Consider the following 13,358-nt stretch of genomic DNA (forward strand, 5'->3'; position numbering starts at 1 on the left):
CCGCACTATAGCGCCTCGAGCCTAGAATCTGGAGAGCTTCTCTCCTCGGCGGACCCTGCCTTCCGATGGAGGCGCGCGATGCGGCAGCGCGTCAGCGAATCGAGCCTGTGGTCACGGGCGCCGTCGGCCACGCTGCCTGGATCGGCGCCCCGCCGTAGATGCGGTCGCCCAGATGGGCGACCCCGAGCGCATACGACGTCGCATTGTTGTAGCGCTTGATGACGAAGAAGTTGCGCGTCACCAGGAAGGCCGGACCGCCGGCGCCCGCAGGGCGCAGCACGCTCGCCTCGCCGTGGGCAGGGAAGGCCTTGCCGTCGGCGCGCCGGGCGCCGGCGGCCGCCCAGGCCGCGAACGAGTGCTTGGTTCCCTCGGCCATCGGACCGGGCGGCAGCACTACCTCGAAGCCCCACGGCAGCCCGGTGACCCAGCCGTGCTTCTTGAGGTAGTTGGCGGTGGAGGCGAGCGCATCCGGCACCGAGCGCCAGATGTCGCGCCGGCCGTCGTGGTCGTAGTCCACGGCGTAGGCCATGAAGCTGGTCGGCATGAATTGCGTCTGCCCCATGGCGCCGGCCCACGAGCCCTGCATCTCGGCAGCGGCGATGTGTCCCTCCTGCAGGATCTGAAGCGCGACCAGCAGCTCCCGCTTGAAATAGTCGCCCCGATAGCGCTCGTAGGCGAGCGTGGCGAGGGAGCGGATGACGTAGCTCTTGCCGAAGTTGGTTCCGAAGTTCGTCTCCATGCCCCAGACGCCGATGATGGCGGCACGGTCGACACCGTAGGTGGCGGCGATCGCATTCAACGTCGAGGCATACTCGCCGGCGAGCTGGCCGCCGCGCTCCAGCCGGGCGGCCGTCACCGCCTTGGAGAGGTAGTCCCCGGCCGGCCGCACGAACTCGGCTTGCCGGCGCGTGAGCGCGATGATCTTGGGATCGGGCGCGACGCCGGCGAACGCGGCGTCGAAGGTGGCACGGGAGACGCCGCGCGCCTGGGCCTCGGGCCACAGCTGCGCGACGAAGCTGCCGAAGCTCCCCGTCGCCCGGTCGTCACTGCTCCGGGCGCCGGCGGGCGCAATAGACCCGGTGGTCGCCACCGCGGCGGTCTCGCTGGCGCCGGGGAGGATCGGCGAGCCGGCGCAGCCCGCCAGGGCACAGATGGCGAGCGCCGCGCCGGAACGGCCGAGACGCGCCACGCCGCCTGTGAATCCATGTCCGCGTCCGCCGCCAGCAGACTTGACCGGAGCCGTCATGTTCGATCCCTCGCCATCCCTGGAACAGGACAGGTCGCCGCTTAAGAAAGCTTGAATCGAGGGGCTCCGAACGGAACAAAACGGCCATGGAACGGAGTTTGCAGACACGAAAAGGCGCCTGCTCAGCTTGACGCCCGTCCACAGAATCTAGAGAGAAAGCCCGTCTCTCGTCCCTCTAGCCGAACGAGCCTCCATGACAAAGCCGATCCGCAAAGCCGTGTTCCCCGTCGCGGGGCTCGGCACTCGCTTCCTGCCGGCCACCAAGGCGATGCCCAAGGAGATGCTGACGGTGGTGGATCGCCCCGTCATCCAGCACGTGGTCGACGAGGCCAAGGCCGCCGGCATCGAGCACTTCATCTTCGTCACCGGCCGCAACAAGGGCGTCATCGAGGACCATTTCGACAGCCAGTACGAGCTTGAGCACACGCTTGCCGACCGCGGCAAGACCAGGGAGCTCGAGGCCCTGCTGAGGGACCTGCCGGGGGCCGGCCAGACCAGCTTCACCCGCCAGCAGGCGCCCCTGGGGCTCGGCCACGCCGTGTGGTGCGCCCGGGAGATCGTCGGCGACGAGCCGTTTGCCCTGCTGCTGCCGGACATGCTGCACCTGGGCGACCGGCCGTGCCTGGCCGACATGCGCACGGCCTACGACCGGCACGGCGGCAACCTCATCGCCGTCTACGAGGTGCCGCAGGACCAGACGCACCAGTACGGCATCGTCGGCATCGAGCCCGAGCGTGAAGGGGTCTACCCGATCACCGCCATGGTCGAGAAGCCGAAGAAAGGCACGTCGCCGTCGAACCTCGCCATCTCCGGCCGCTACATCCTGCAGCCGCGCATCTTCGAGCTGCTGGCCCAGCAGGAACGCGGCACCGGCGGCGAAATCCAGCTGACCGACGCGATGATCCAGCTCTCGCGGGAGCAGGCCTTCTTCGCCACCCGGTTCGACGGCCAGATCCACGATTGCGGATCGAAGATCGGCTTCCTGATGGCGAACGTGGCCTACGCGCTTGCCCGCGAGGAGCTGGCCGGGCCGTTCCGAGCCGAGCTCGAGGCGATGCTGGCCAAGGGCTGAGACGGGGTTCCCCGTCGTCGCCGGAGGGCGTGTCGCCCAACGGCGCCGCCCGTGCTATGGATTGCGAGTGCTTCGCTCCGTTCCCCTATCGCGCCGCCCCGCCGACGTGAGCCCGGTCGCCTCCGCCCTCCGCACCCTCAGCGTGGAGCGCGCCGGCTTGGCCGCCCTCGAGGCGGCCTTTGCCAACGGTCTCGGCGAGCCGTTCGCGGCTGCCGTCGGCCTGATCGCGGCGAGCAGCGGGCGCGTCATCATCACCGGCATGGGCAAGTCCGGGCATGTCGGCCGCAAGGTCGCGGCGACCATGTCGTCGACCGGCACGCCGACCTATTTCGTCCATCCTGCCGAGGCGAGCCACGGCGATCTCGGCATGATCCAGCCGGGCGACGTGCTCCTGGCGCTCTCCTGGTCGGGCGAGACGGCCGAGCTGTCGGACATCGTCGCCCACACCAAGCGGTTCCGCGTGCCGCTGATCGCCCTCACCTCCAACGCCTCGTCGACACTCGCCCGGCAGGCGGAGATCGCCCTGGTGCTGCCGGCGGTCGACGAGGCCTGCCCGAACGGGCTGGCGCCGACGACCTCGACGACGCTGCAGATCGTGGTCGGCGACGCGCTCGCCGTGGCGCTGCTCGAAGCGCGCGGCTTCTCCCGCCAGGACTTCCGCGTGCTGCATCCCGGCGGCAAGCTCGGCGCCCAGCTCAAGCACGTGCGCGAGATCATGCACACCGGCGCCCGCCTGCCGATCGTGCAGCTCGGCGCGCCGATGGGCGAGGCCATCGACGAGATCACCAGCAAAGGCTTCGGCTGCGTCATCGTGACCCGCGCCGACGGCGGCCTCGCCGGCATCGTCACCGACGGTGACCTGCGCCGCCACTTCAAGCCGAACCTGGAGGCGGAGCTAGTCGACGACGTGATGACGCGCAACCCGCGCACCGTCGGACCGGACACCCTGCTGGCCAAGGCCCTGGAGATCCAGGAGACAGCCAAGATCACCGCCATCGTCGTGGTCGAGGCGCGTAAGCCGGTGGGCCTGGTGCATTACCTCGACCTGCTGCGCGCCGGCGTGGCCTGAGCGCTTCCCGACCGCGCGTGATCACTCCACGCGCTCGACCTCCAGGCTGACGCCGACCACCCGCAGCACCCGAACCTGCTCGCCGGCGGCGGCGCTCGGCCCGGTCACGCGCCAGATCGTATCATCGACGCGGATCGTGCCGTGGCCGTCGACGATCGCCGAGGCCAGCGGAAAGCTGCGGCCGATCAGGGCATCGCCACGGCGGTTGAGGAACGGCTGCTCGCCCTCGTCCGGCACGCCCCGCGTCCGGGTGAGCCACCGCGCCGCGAGCACCGCTGCGACAGCGAAGACGCAGAACAACACGAGACTGGCCTGCCAGGGCGGGGCCAAGACCAGGTCGACCAGGCCCGTCGCCACGGCGGCGATGCCGAACCAGACCAGGAAGGCGCCGGGGACGACCATTTCCGCCGCCATCAACACCAGGCCGGCGAGGATGAACAGCCAAGGTCCGAGCGACGAATTCATCATGTCGGGTCGGCGAGCATGGGCGCCACGCCTTCAGGCGCCGGTCGGCGGCACGGTGCCCGCCCGGCGGACGGGAGCGGTGCGCGGGGACGCCCCGGCCGAGCCGTCGCCGAACACCTGCCGCGCGATCTCGGCCATGCCGCCCAGGGTGCCGACGAGGCCGCCCATCTCGTAGGGCACGACGACGACCCTTTGATTGGGCGCCGCCGCCAGGGTGCGGAACGCGTCCACGTATTTTTCCGCCACCAGGAAATTCACCGCCGCCGGATCGCCGGCGGCGATGGCGGACGAGACCACGCCGGTGGCGAGCGCCTCCGCCTGGGCCTGGCGCTCGCGCGCCTCGGCGTCACGGAAGGCGGCCTCCTTGCGGCCCTCGGCGGCCAGGATCTGCGCCTGCTTGTCGCCTTCGGCGCGCAGGATCGCGGCCTGGCGCAAGCCCTCGGCCTCCAGCACGTTGGCGCGCTTCTCGCGTTCGGCCCGCATCTGCCGCGTCATGGCCTCGGCGATGGCCGGCGGCGGAATGATGTCCTTGATCTCGATGCGCGTTATCTTCACGCCCCAGGGCGAGGCGGCTGCATCCATCACGCGCAGCAAGCGCTCGTTGATGTCGTCGCGATGCGACAGCAGCTGGTCGAGGTCCATCGAGCCGACGACGGTGCGGATGTTGGTCATCGTCAGGGTGAGGATGGCGAAGGGCAGATTGGCCACCTCGTAGGAGGCCCGGGCCGCATCGAGCACCTGGTAGAAGGCCACCGCGTCGATGCGCACCCCGGCGTTGTCCTTGGTGATGGCCTCCTGGCTCGGGACGTCGAGCACCTGCTCCATCATGTTGACGCGGTGGCCGACGCGCTCGACGTAGGGCAGGATGAGCCCGAGCCCGGGCCCCAGGGTGCGCGAATACCGGCCGAAGCGCTCGACCGTATAGGCGTAGCCCTGCGGAATGGTGCGCACCCCCGCCGCCGCCGTCATCACGGCGAGCAGCACCAGGGCGATGACGACGATATTGACGCCGAGCGGCACGGCCCCCTCCCGCGCGCCGCGAACCGATTCGGCAGATGCCGGCGCAGCCGAAAGTCTGACCGATCGGCACGGCGCAGCCAAGCCACATCGGCGTCAGCGTCGCCGGCGGCCTCACAACCAGCCCTGGAGCTCCCGCAAGGCCAGATGACGGATCACGGCCATGCCCTCGTCGCTGTCGTTCAAGCAGGGAATGGCGGCGAAGTGCTCGCCGCCGTTGTCGGTAAAGTAGCCGGCGTTCTCGACGCCGATCTCCTCCAGCGTCTCCAGGCAGTCGGCGGAAAAGCCCGGCGTCACCACGGCGAGACGCTTGACGCCGCCGCGGGCGAGCGCCTTCACCGTCTCGTCGGTGTAGGGCGTGAGCCACTCGCCCTTACCGAACCGCGACTGGAAGCTCATGCGCAGGCGATCCTCTCCAAGCCCCATGGCCTCGCCCATGAGCCGCCAGGTCTTGACGCACTGGCAATGGTAGGGGTCGCCCTTGAGCAGGTAGTCCTTGGGCATGCCGTGGAACGAGACCAGGATCACCTCCGGCTCGAAGCTCAGCGCGGCCAGGTGCCGCCTGAGCGAAGTGACGACCGCGTCGATGTAGACCGGATCGTCGTGGTAGGGCGGCGCCGAGCGGATCGTCGGCTGCCAGCGCATCTTCATCAGCGCGCGAAACGCATGGTCGCACACGGTCGCCGTCGTCGCCGCCGCGTATTGCGGGTACAGCGGCAGCAGCAGGATGCGGTCGCAGCCCTGCGCCTGGAGCGCCCGCAGCCGCTCGTCGATGGCCGGAAAGCCGTAGCGCATGGCCCAGTCGACGACCACGCGGCCGTCGACGGCGGCGAGGTCTGCGGCCAGCCTCTCGGCTTGCGCCCGCGTGACCGTCTTCAGCGGCCCCTCGTCGCGCTCGTCGTTCCAGATCGACGCATAGTCGCGGCCCTTCGGCCCGGGCCTCTTGGTCAGGATGATCAGGTTGAGCACCGGCCACCAGATCAGACGCGATGTCTCGATCACCCGGCGATCGGAGAGGAACTCCTTGAGGTAGCGCCGCATCGACCAGTAGTCGGTGCCTTCGGGCGTGCCGAGATTGAGCAGCAGCACGCCGATGCGGCCGGTGGGGGCCGCCGGATGGCCCGCCGGCCGCCCCGCGGCCTGAGGAGCGGGGTTGGCCGGCGGCTCACGTTTGTCTGTGTCGGTCATCGCAGATCGGCTATGGCTCCGCCCGCGGAAGGCGTTGTCCGGTTTCGGGATCGACGTCATGGCCGGGCTTGACCCGGCCATCCATCCGCTCTGAAAACCTGTCGCGGCTCGGGCCTGTTTCTTGAGTCGATGGAGGGCCGGGTCAAGCCCGGCCGTGACGCAGCTGTGGCCGCCTACCCATAGGGGCTTTGGGAGATTGGGGCATGGGTGAGGTAACGCGTCGCGGGGCGCTTGGTGCCCTCGCGCTGCCGATGCTGGCTGCGGCGGGCGGACCGGCGGAGGCGCAGGAGGCGGCGGCCCCGAAGCCGACCTTCAGCTTTCTCCTGGTCAACGACATCTATCGCATGGACGCCGAAGGCGGTCGCGGCGGCTTTCCCAAGCTCGCAGCGGTGGTGAAGGCCGAGCGGGCCCGCGGCGTGCCGATGCTGTTCTGCCACGCCGGCGACACCTTCTCCCCCTCGCTGATGTCGGGCTTCGACCACGGCGCCCACATCGTCGAGCTGACCAACATGGTGGTCCCCGACGTATTCGTGCCGGGCAACCACGAGTTCGACTTCGGCCAGCAGGTCTATCTCCAGCGCATCGGCGAGCTGAACGCGCCGGTCTTCGCCGCCAACCTGCGCGACGCCGAGGGCCGTCCGCTGCCGCGCCATAACGACCGGCAGATCTACGAGCTCGGCGGCGTCAAGGTCGGCCTCGTCGGCCTGGCCCTCACCGAGACGCCGCTGCAGTCGAACCCGGGCGATCTGCGGTTCGGGCCGATCATCGATACGCTGCGGCAGCAGACGCTGGCGCTACGCCAGGAGGGCGCCGAGTTCATCGTGGCGGTGACCCATACCGACCGTGCCATGGACGTCCGCATCGTCAAATCCAAGCTGGTCGACGTGCTGCTCACCGGGCACGACCACGACCTCGCCATCGAGTACGACGACGAGGCGGCGATGGTCGAATCCAACCACGATGCCAATTTCGTCACCTCGGTCGACATCTACGTCAAGCGCACGCCCGCAGCCGAGGGCGCACCGGCAACGCTCGTCTGGTCGCCGGGCTTCCGCATCCACGACACCCTGACGGTCGCGCCCGATCCGGTGGTCCTCGTCCGGGTGCGCCAGCTGGAGCAGGATCTGTCGCGCGCGCTCGACGAGCCGCTGGCCACGCTCGGCGTCGAGCTCGACAGCCGCAACGCCAGCGTGCGCTACCGCGAGACGGCGATCGGTGACCTGTTCGCCGATGCCATCCGCCGCGCCACCGGCGCCGACGTCGCCATCCTCAACGGCGGCGGCATCCGCGGCAACCGCGTCTACCCGGCGGGCTCCATCTTCACCCGCAAGGACGTGCTGACCGAGCTGCCGTTCGGCAACAAGACGGTGGTGGCCACCGTCTCCGGCCAGCAGCTGCGCGCCGCCCTGGAGAACGGCTTCTCCAGGCTCGACAGCCGGGCCGGCCGCTTCCCGCAGATCTCCGGCATGACGGTCGAGGTCGATACCGCCCGGCCGGCGGGGGCGCGCGTCGTATCGGCGCAGGTCGACGGCCGTGCGCTCGAGCCGCAGGCGACCTACACGGTCGCCACCAACGACTTCATGCTGAAGGGCGGCGACGGCTACGCCATGCTCGCCGGCACCTCCGATGCCACCGCCGACACCGGCAACCGCCTGCTGGCCAACGACGTGATGGCCTACCTGCGCAAGCTCGGGACCGTCACCATCAAGACCGATGATCGCATCGCGATCGTCCCCTGAGGCGCGCCTGAGCTACGCGGCGGCCGTCGCGTCCTTCCGGGCCGCAGGCGGCGGCTGGGGCGACCTGCCGTTCTTCGCCGGCGGCGCGGCGGCGCGGCTCGCCGCGACGCTCGATGCGCAGGTGGCGGCCGGCGCCCGCATCCTGCCGGCCCCCGCCGACCTGCTGCGGGCGCTGGTGGCGACGCCGCCCGGCGCGGTGAAGGCGGTGATCCTGGGCCAGGACCCCTACCCGACACCGGGCGACGCGCATGGCCTCGCCTTTTCCGTCGAGCGCGCGGCCAAGCTGCCGCCATCCCTGCGCAACATCTTCAAGGAGCTCGCCGCCGACGTCGGCTGTCCGCCACCAGCGAGCGGATCGCTGGCGCCGTGGGCCGAGCGCGGCGTGCTGCTGCTCAACACCTGCCTCAGCGTCGAGGCCGGCCGGGCCGGCGCCCACCGCAAGCTCGGCTGGGACCGGCTCGCGGATGAGGTGGTCCGCGCCGTCGCGGCGAGCCCCAGGCCTGCGGTGTTCATCCTGTGGGGCGCCGACGCGCGCCGGCGAGCCGCGCTGATCGATCCGGCCCGCCACGGCATCATCGAGTCGGCGCACCCCTCGCCGCTGTCCGCCCACGCCGGCTTCTTCGGCTCGCGACCATTCAGCCGCGCCAACGCCTGGCTCACCGCCCGCGGCGCGGCACCGATCGACTGGGACCTGACGCGCTAGAGCGGGATGATTTTTCTTCGAATCATCATCCCGCTCTAAGTCTTTATTTAAGCATGATCTTTTCCAAAAACCGGCGTCCACTTTTTGGGATCATGCTCTAATCCAGCCGCCTACCGATCCGCCCGCGCGACGGCGGCGTGCAGCAGCACGTTCGCTCCGGGCGCCAGCTCGTCGAGCGACGCGTCCTCGCCGTCGTTGTGGGTGATGCCGCCGCGGCAGGGCGTGAAGATCATGGCGGTGGGGCAGATGCGGGCCAGGAAATAGGCGTCGTGGCCGGCCTGGCTGGCGATGTCCCGATGGCTGTAGCCGAGCGTCGCGGCGGTGTCGCGCACCAGGCCCACCATGGTGTCGTCGAAGATGCGCCCGCCCCAGTTCCAGCGGTCGAGCACCTCGCAGGTGCAGCCGGCCCTGGCCGCCGCCTCGCCCACGGCGCGCTGCACCCGCTCGGCCATGATGCCGGCGATCACCGGATCGTCCTGGCGCACGTCGCACACCACCTGCGCCCATTCGGAGAGAATGCCGGCGCGGTTCGGCCAGGCCTGCAACCGCGGCGCGCTCGCCTTGCCGCCGACGTGGGCGAAGTCCCAGCCGATGTCGTCGACGGCGGCCACCAGACGCGCGCCCGCGACAAGGGCGCTGCGACGGCTCTGCATCGGCCACGGACCGGTATGGGCGGTCTCGCCGCGGAACTCGACGAGCATCCCGTGCGAGGTGTAGCCGTGTGTGACCACGCCGACCTGGATACGCTCCGCGTCGAGGATCGGGCCCTGCTCGATATGCAGTTCCAGGTAGCTGTCGGGAACGATGCCGCCGACCGGCGCCTCGCCGCGATAACCGATGCGCGCGAGCTCGCCGCCCAGGGTGGCGCCGTCGTCGGCCGTGCGCCCGTAGACCCAGTCGCGCTCGTAGACGCCGGCGAAGCAGCCCGAGGCCACCATCGGCGGCGAGAAGCGGGCGCCCTCCTCGTTGGTCCAGTTGACGATCTCGATCGGCCGCCGCGTCACGTGGCCGATATCGTTCAGGGTCCGCACCAGCTCGAGCGCGCCGAGGACGCCGACGATGCCGTCGAAGCGCCCGCCGTTGGCCTGGGTGTCGAGGTGGCTGCCGACCAGCACGGGCGCGAGGTGGTCCTCGCGCCCGGCCCGCCGGCCGAAGATGTTGCCGACCTCGTCGATGCGCACGGTGAGGCCGGCGGCCGCGCACCACTCGACGAACAGGTCGCGGATGGCCTTGTCGGCGTCGCTGAGCGTCAGCCGGCTGAGGCCGCGCCGCCAGGTGCCGATGGCGGCCGATTGCTCGATGGTGGACCAGAAGCGCTGGCCGTCGATGCGGGCATTGGACAGGGTGGGCAGGCTCAAGGTGATGATCCCCCTCAGGCCGCGGCGAGGGGGCGCACGCCGCACCAGTCGGCGATGAAGGTGGCGAGCGCCACCGTCGTCTGCTTGAAGCTCGCCAGATCGAGATACTCGTCAAAGCCGTGCGCGGCAGCGCCTCCGGCGCCGTAGCACAGGCTCGGAATATCGTAGTAGCGCCCGTAGAAGCGGCCGTCGGTCACCGCCGGCAGGATCGATTCCTTGGGCTCGGCACCGGCACCGGCCACGGCGACGTGCGCGCGCCGCATCGCCGCCTCGAAATCCGACCCGGGCTCCAGTACGTAGTCGTCGGCCTGGAAGCCGTTCCACACCACCTCCGGCGGGTTGTTGGACAGGAAGCTGTCGTTGAGCGAGGCGCGGGCGACGACGGCGGCGAGCTCCTGGCGGAACTCGGCCAGCGGCGTGCCGGGCAGCACGGCGATGCGGCAGTCCACCTCGCACCAGGCCGGCGTCGAGCTCGCCCAGTCGCCACCGCGGATCTTGCCCGGGTTGAACTTGATCGGGTTGGCGAGCTTGGAGAACCAGGGGTGGCTCTTGACCCGCTCGTTGAGCTCGCGCGTGAAGGCCTGGATCGCCTGGATGAGGCCGAACGCCGACAGGATGGCGTTGGTGCCGTGCTCGCTTTCCGAGACGTGCACCGGGTGGCCCTGGATCTTCAGCCGGAACCACATGACGCCGACGGTGCCGCGCAGGATGGTCTGGCCGGTGGGCTCGGGGATCAGGCAGGCGTCGGCCCGGTAGCCGCGCGCCAGGGTGGAGAGCGCGCCGTTGCCGGTGCACTCCTCCTCGGTGACGGTCTGCACGTAGATGTCGGAGGCCGGCGCGAAGCCCGCCGTGCGCAGCGCATCGAGCGCGAACACCATGGCCGTCACGCCCGACTTCATGTCGTAGACGCCCCGGCCGTACATGCGGCCGTCACGGATCTCGGGCGCGTAGGGCGGGCTCGCCCACATGTCGAGCGGCCCCTCCGGCACCACGTCCACGTGCCCTTGCAGGATGAGACTGCGGCCCTTGGGCTCGGGCGCCCTGAGCGCCGCGACCACCTGCACCGCCTGTGCGTAGTCGGTGTCCATGACCGGCGAGAAGCCCGGCAGATGCGCCATGTCGACCTCCGCCAGCGTGTAGCGGTCGACCGGCCAGCCGCGTGCGGCGAATTGGCGAGCGATCCAATCCTGGCAAGGACCCTCCTTGCCGCGCACGCTGGGAAAGGAGACCAGCGCCTTCAGCCAGTCGAGCTGCGCAGGCCAGTTCTGCTCCACGGCGGCGGCCAGATCAATCGTCGGTCGGTCCAGAATCAAGACGAACTCCGGGGTGCACGGCAGGTCGAGATCACGTCTCGCCGCCGCGATCCTCGTCCGTCCGGTCCGTCCCGGCAAGAGGGTGCGCGCGCCGCGCAGGGCGGGCTCCCCCCATCCGGTGGCTACTCCGGCATGAGATGCCAACGCTTGCCCTCGAGCTTGACGAGGCGAAGCTTCTTCATCGGCCGGTAGTCGTCGGGAGCGGTCTTGAGGCGGACACCTGGGAGCAACAGCGGAACCACGAAGTCCATGCTCGCCGCTTTGGCCATGATGTTCCGGCGCGAAAGATCGTCTCCACAGAGCTCGATGATTTTTGCCAGAGTTGCCGCCTGAGCATATCCGAGCACATTCAGATAATCATTCTCGTCCGCACGCGGATTATATTTGGCCATCCAGGCGCGAAAAGCCTTCATGTCCGGATCTTCGCTCCATTGCGGGTCGTTGGCGTCTTTGAGAAACGCCGACGATATGAGTCCTTGCGCCTTGTCGAAGCCCGCAGGCTCGATGGCGCCCGCAATGCTGCTGGCGGTATTGGCCACATAGGTCTGCGGCTTCCACCCGGTGTCGTAGGCAGCCCGGATGATCTGGGCACCGAATTTCGGTGTGGCATGGAAGAAAAATGCCGTGGCGCCGGAGGCCTTCAACCTGACGATCTGGGAATCGACCGTCGCATCGGCTGTTTCATAGGTGGCCTCTCCCACCAGCAGCGGCAGCTTGGTGCCCAGAGCGGCCTTGAACCCATCGGCAAAGTCCTTGCCGGAATCGTCCTTGGCGTACATGAGGGCGATCTTCTCGCCGGGCTGCAATTCGAGTATGCGCCGCGCGTAGGCGGCCGCCTCGTCCCGCGAGTTGGGCTGCCAGCCCATGGTCATGGGAAAGTTCGCGGGATCGGCGAACACGGTAGCCCCCGAGCCCAGCAGGATCTGGGGGATTTGCTTACCGTTGAGGTACTTGCGTACGGCAAGCCCGGTCGGGGTGCCGAGGCTGCCAAAAATCAGCGCGACTTCGTCCTGTTCGACGAGCTTGCGCGTCTGCTCGACCGTACGCGGCGGGCTATAGGCATCGTCGAGCGAGAGAAACTTGATCTTCCGGCCGTTGATGCCGCCGGCGTCGTTGATCATGTTGAAGTACGCATCGTGCGCCCTGCCGATCACGCCGTAGGCCGAAACCGGGCCGGAGTAAGGCATCGTCTGGCCGACCCTGATCTCGCCGGCGGTCACGCCCGGCGTCTGCGCGCCTGCGGCCGTCGCCCCGAGCATGCCGGTCAGGACCAGCGCCGTCGCTGCGGATAAACGCATCACCGTGTTCCATCCCTTTCTTGAGTTGTTTTGGACTATGTCGGCACCGCCGTTGTGCGCTAGAATTAAAGCGGCGTTCAAATTTGTCAAACGGCGCGGACGCCCTCGCGCCATGCATGCGACGAGGCACGTGCCTGGTCGCCTTCGAACAGACGGGGTCAGTGCAGTGATCGACCATGGAGCGACGGCTCATGCCGGCAAGGTCAAGAGCAGAGCCCGGATCAAGAGCGCGGCATTGGCGCTGTTCGCAGCCAGGGGAATAGAGGCGGTGTCGACGCGGGAGCTGGCCAACGTATGCGGATTGAAGAACGCCGGCTCCGTGAACTATCATTTCGGCTCGAAGGAAGAGCTGATCGTCGAATTGATCAGGGACGCATCCGCCATCATCGAAGTCGACAGGAACAGGCAACTGGATCTGCTGGAGGCGATGGGGCGCCCGATCTCCGTGCGCGACATCATCACGATATTGGCCGATATGTCGGCGCCGGCGAAGGAGACCAACTCTGCAGGCCGTTATGCCTTGCGGCTCTTGAACGCCGTCTACCAGCAAGACCGGGGGTTGTTGCTGTCCGCCCTGGGCGACGGCGCCGACAGCGGCACGCGCCGATGCCTTTCGCACCTGAGGCGCTTGATCACGCACGTGCCGCCCGACGTGCTGAGAGCGAGGCTGCTGTTGGCAATGGACTACCTGTTCTCGGTGGCGGCGACGCGGGAGGCGGCGGTCGAGCGGCCCAACCGCTGGCTGGAGGTGTGGGGCAAGCCGTTCGCGCACAGCAATCTGCTCGACACCGTCGAGGGCCTGCTATGCTGCAATCCCTCGCAGGACACGCTCGCCAGGCTCGGCTGAGACGGGGGCGCCCGCAATCGTGCCGCGGTTCATCGACGCGCCA

General features: G+C 69.1%; 12 protein-coding genes. 5 read left to right on the forward strand and 7 right to left on the reverse strand.

All coding sequences use genetic code 11. The features are described from left to right. Positions 1-91 precede the first annotated feature (91 nt). A complete protein-coding gene (locus ACZ5PO_RS01560) occupies positions 92-1,189 on the reverse strand; it encodes a lytic murein transglycosylase (RefSeq protein WP_464189562.1) in 1,098 nt (365 codons plus the stop codon). A 250-nt stretch (positions 1,190-1,439) separates the two neighbouring features. Here ACZ5PO_RS01560 and galU point away from each other — a divergent pair, with 250 nt between their 5' ends. Next, positions 1,440-2,318: a UTP--glucose-1-phosphate uridylyltransferase GalU gene (gene galU, locus ACZ5PO_RS01565; protein WP_464189564.1), complete on the forward strand. Its 879-nt coding sequence runs from the start codon at positions 1,440-1,442 to the stop codon at positions 2,316-2,318. Between the two features lie 67 nt (positions 2,319-2,385). Beyond that, positions 2,386-3,387 (forward strand): KpsF/GutQ family sugar-phosphate isomerase, encoded by a 1,002-nt coding sequence (locus ACZ5PO_RS01570; RefSeq protein ID WP_464189566.1) that lies wholly within the window; start codon positions 2,386-2,388, stop codon positions 3,385-3,387. 21 nt (positions 3,388-3,408) lie between these two features. Here ACZ5PO_RS01570 and ACZ5PO_RS01575 read toward each other — a convergent pair whose 3' ends face one another. The 3 genes from ACZ5PO_RS01575 to hemH form a co-directional block, all read right to left on the reverse strand. Then, the gene (locus ACZ5PO_RS01575; protein WP_464189568.1) at positions 3,409-3,855 is read right to left on the reverse strand and encodes an NfeD family protein; all 447 of its coding nucleotides are present in this window, start codon (positions 3,853-3,855) and stop codon (positions 3,409-3,411) included. A gap of 30 nt (positions 3,856-3,885) precedes the next feature. After that, positions 3,886-4,821 (reverse strand): SPFH domain-containing protein, encoded by a 936-nt coding sequence (locus ACZ5PO_RS01580; RefSeq protein ID WP_464196606.1) that lies wholly within the window; start codon positions 4,819-4,821, stop codon positions 3,886-3,888. 162 nt (positions 4,822-4,983) lie between these two features. Beyond that, positions 4,984-6,057 (reverse strand): ferrochelatase, encoded by a 1,074-nt coding sequence (hemH, locus tag ACZ5PO_RS01585; RefSeq protein ID WP_464189570.1) that lies wholly within the window; start codon positions 6,055-6,057, stop codon positions 4,984-4,986. Between the two features lie 203 nt (positions 6,058-6,260). On the opposite strand from hemH, the gene ACZ5PO_RS01590 reads away from it, so the two are divergent. Continuing rightward, on the forward strand, positions 6,261-7,796 hold the full coding sequence (locus ACZ5PO_RS01590; protein WP_464189572.1) for a bifunctional metallophosphatase/5'-nucleotidase: 1,536 nt from the start codon (positions 6,261-6,263) through the stop codon (positions 7,794-7,796). Further along, positions 7,771-8,499: a uracil-DNA glycosylase gene (gene ung / locus ACZ5PO_RS01595; protein WP_464189574.1), complete on the forward strand. Its 729-nt coding sequence runs from the start codon at positions 7,771-7,773 to the stop codon at positions 8,497-8,499. Before ACZ5PO_RS01590 ends, ung begins: the two co-directional genes overlap by 26 nt. Before the next feature lie 110 nt (positions 8,500-8,609). Here ung and ACZ5PO_RS01600 read toward each other — a convergent pair whose 3' ends face one another. The 3 genes from ACZ5PO_RS01600 to ACZ5PO_RS01610 all read right to left on the reverse strand — a co-directional run bounded on the left by ACZ5PO_RS01600 (position 8,610) and on the right by ACZ5PO_RS01610 (position 12,468). Beyond that, positions 8,610-9,857 (reverse strand): Zn-dependent hydrolase, encoded by a 1,248-nt coding sequence (locus tag ACZ5PO_RS01600; protein WP_464189576.1) that lies wholly within the window; start codon positions 9,855-9,857, stop codon positions 8,610-8,612. A 14-nt stretch (positions 9,858-9,871) separates the two neighbouring features. Next, positions 9,872-11,170 carry an ArgE/DapE family deacylase gene (locus ACZ5PO_RS01605; RefSeq protein WP_464189578.1) on the reverse strand — a complete coding sequence of 433 codons (1,299 nt, stop codon included), beginning with the start codon at positions 11,168-11,170 and terminating at the stop codon, positions 9,872-9,874. A gap of 122 nt (positions 11,171-11,292) precedes the next feature. Continuing rightward, entirely contained in the window at positions 11,293-12,468 is a 1,176-nt protein-coding gene (locus ACZ5PO_RS01610) for an ABC transporter substrate-binding protein (RefSeq protein ID WP_464189580.1), read from the reverse strand. A gap of 235 nt (positions 12,469-12,703) precedes the next feature. Here ACZ5PO_RS01610 and ACZ5PO_RS01615 point away from each other — a divergent pair, with 235 nt between their 5' ends. Continuing rightward, entirely contained in the window at positions 12,704-13,315 is a 612-nt protein-coding gene (locus ACZ5PO_RS01615) for a TetR/AcrR family transcriptional regulator (RefSeq protein WP_464189582.1), read from the forward strand. Positions 13,316-13,358 lie beyond the last annotated feature (43 nt).

The organism is Chelatococcus sp. KU-N122, assembly GCF_055391085.1.

Coding starts and splice junctions, on each gene's coding strand:
- galU (WP_464189564.1), top strand. CDS start 1,440: ATGACAAAGCCGATCCGCAAAGCCGTGTTCCCCGTCGCGGGGCTCGGC.
- ung (WP_464189574.1), top strand. CDS start 7,771: ATGATCGCATCGCGATCGTCCCCTGAGGCGCGCCTGAGCTACGCGGCG.
- ACZ5PO_RS01575 (WP_464189568.1), bottom strand. CDS start 3,855: ATGATGAATTCGTCGCTCGGACCTTGGCTGTTCATCCTCGCCGGCCTG.
- ACZ5PO_RS01610 (WP_464189580.1), bottom strand. CDS start 12,468: ATGCGTTTATCCGCAGCGACGGCGCTGGTCCTGACCGGCATGCTCGGG.
- ACZ5PO_RS01590 (WP_464189572.1), top strand. CDS start 6,261: ATGGGTGAGGTAACGCGTCGCGGGGCGCTTGGTGCCCTCGCGCTGCCG.
- ACZ5PO_RS01580 (WP_464196606.1), bottom strand. CDS start 4,821: ATGACGGCGGCGGCGGGGGTGCGCACCATTCCGCAGGGCTACGCCTAT.
- hemH (WP_464189570.1), bottom strand. CDS start 6,057: ATGACCGACACAGACAAACGTGAGCCGCCGGCCAACCCCGCTCCTCAG.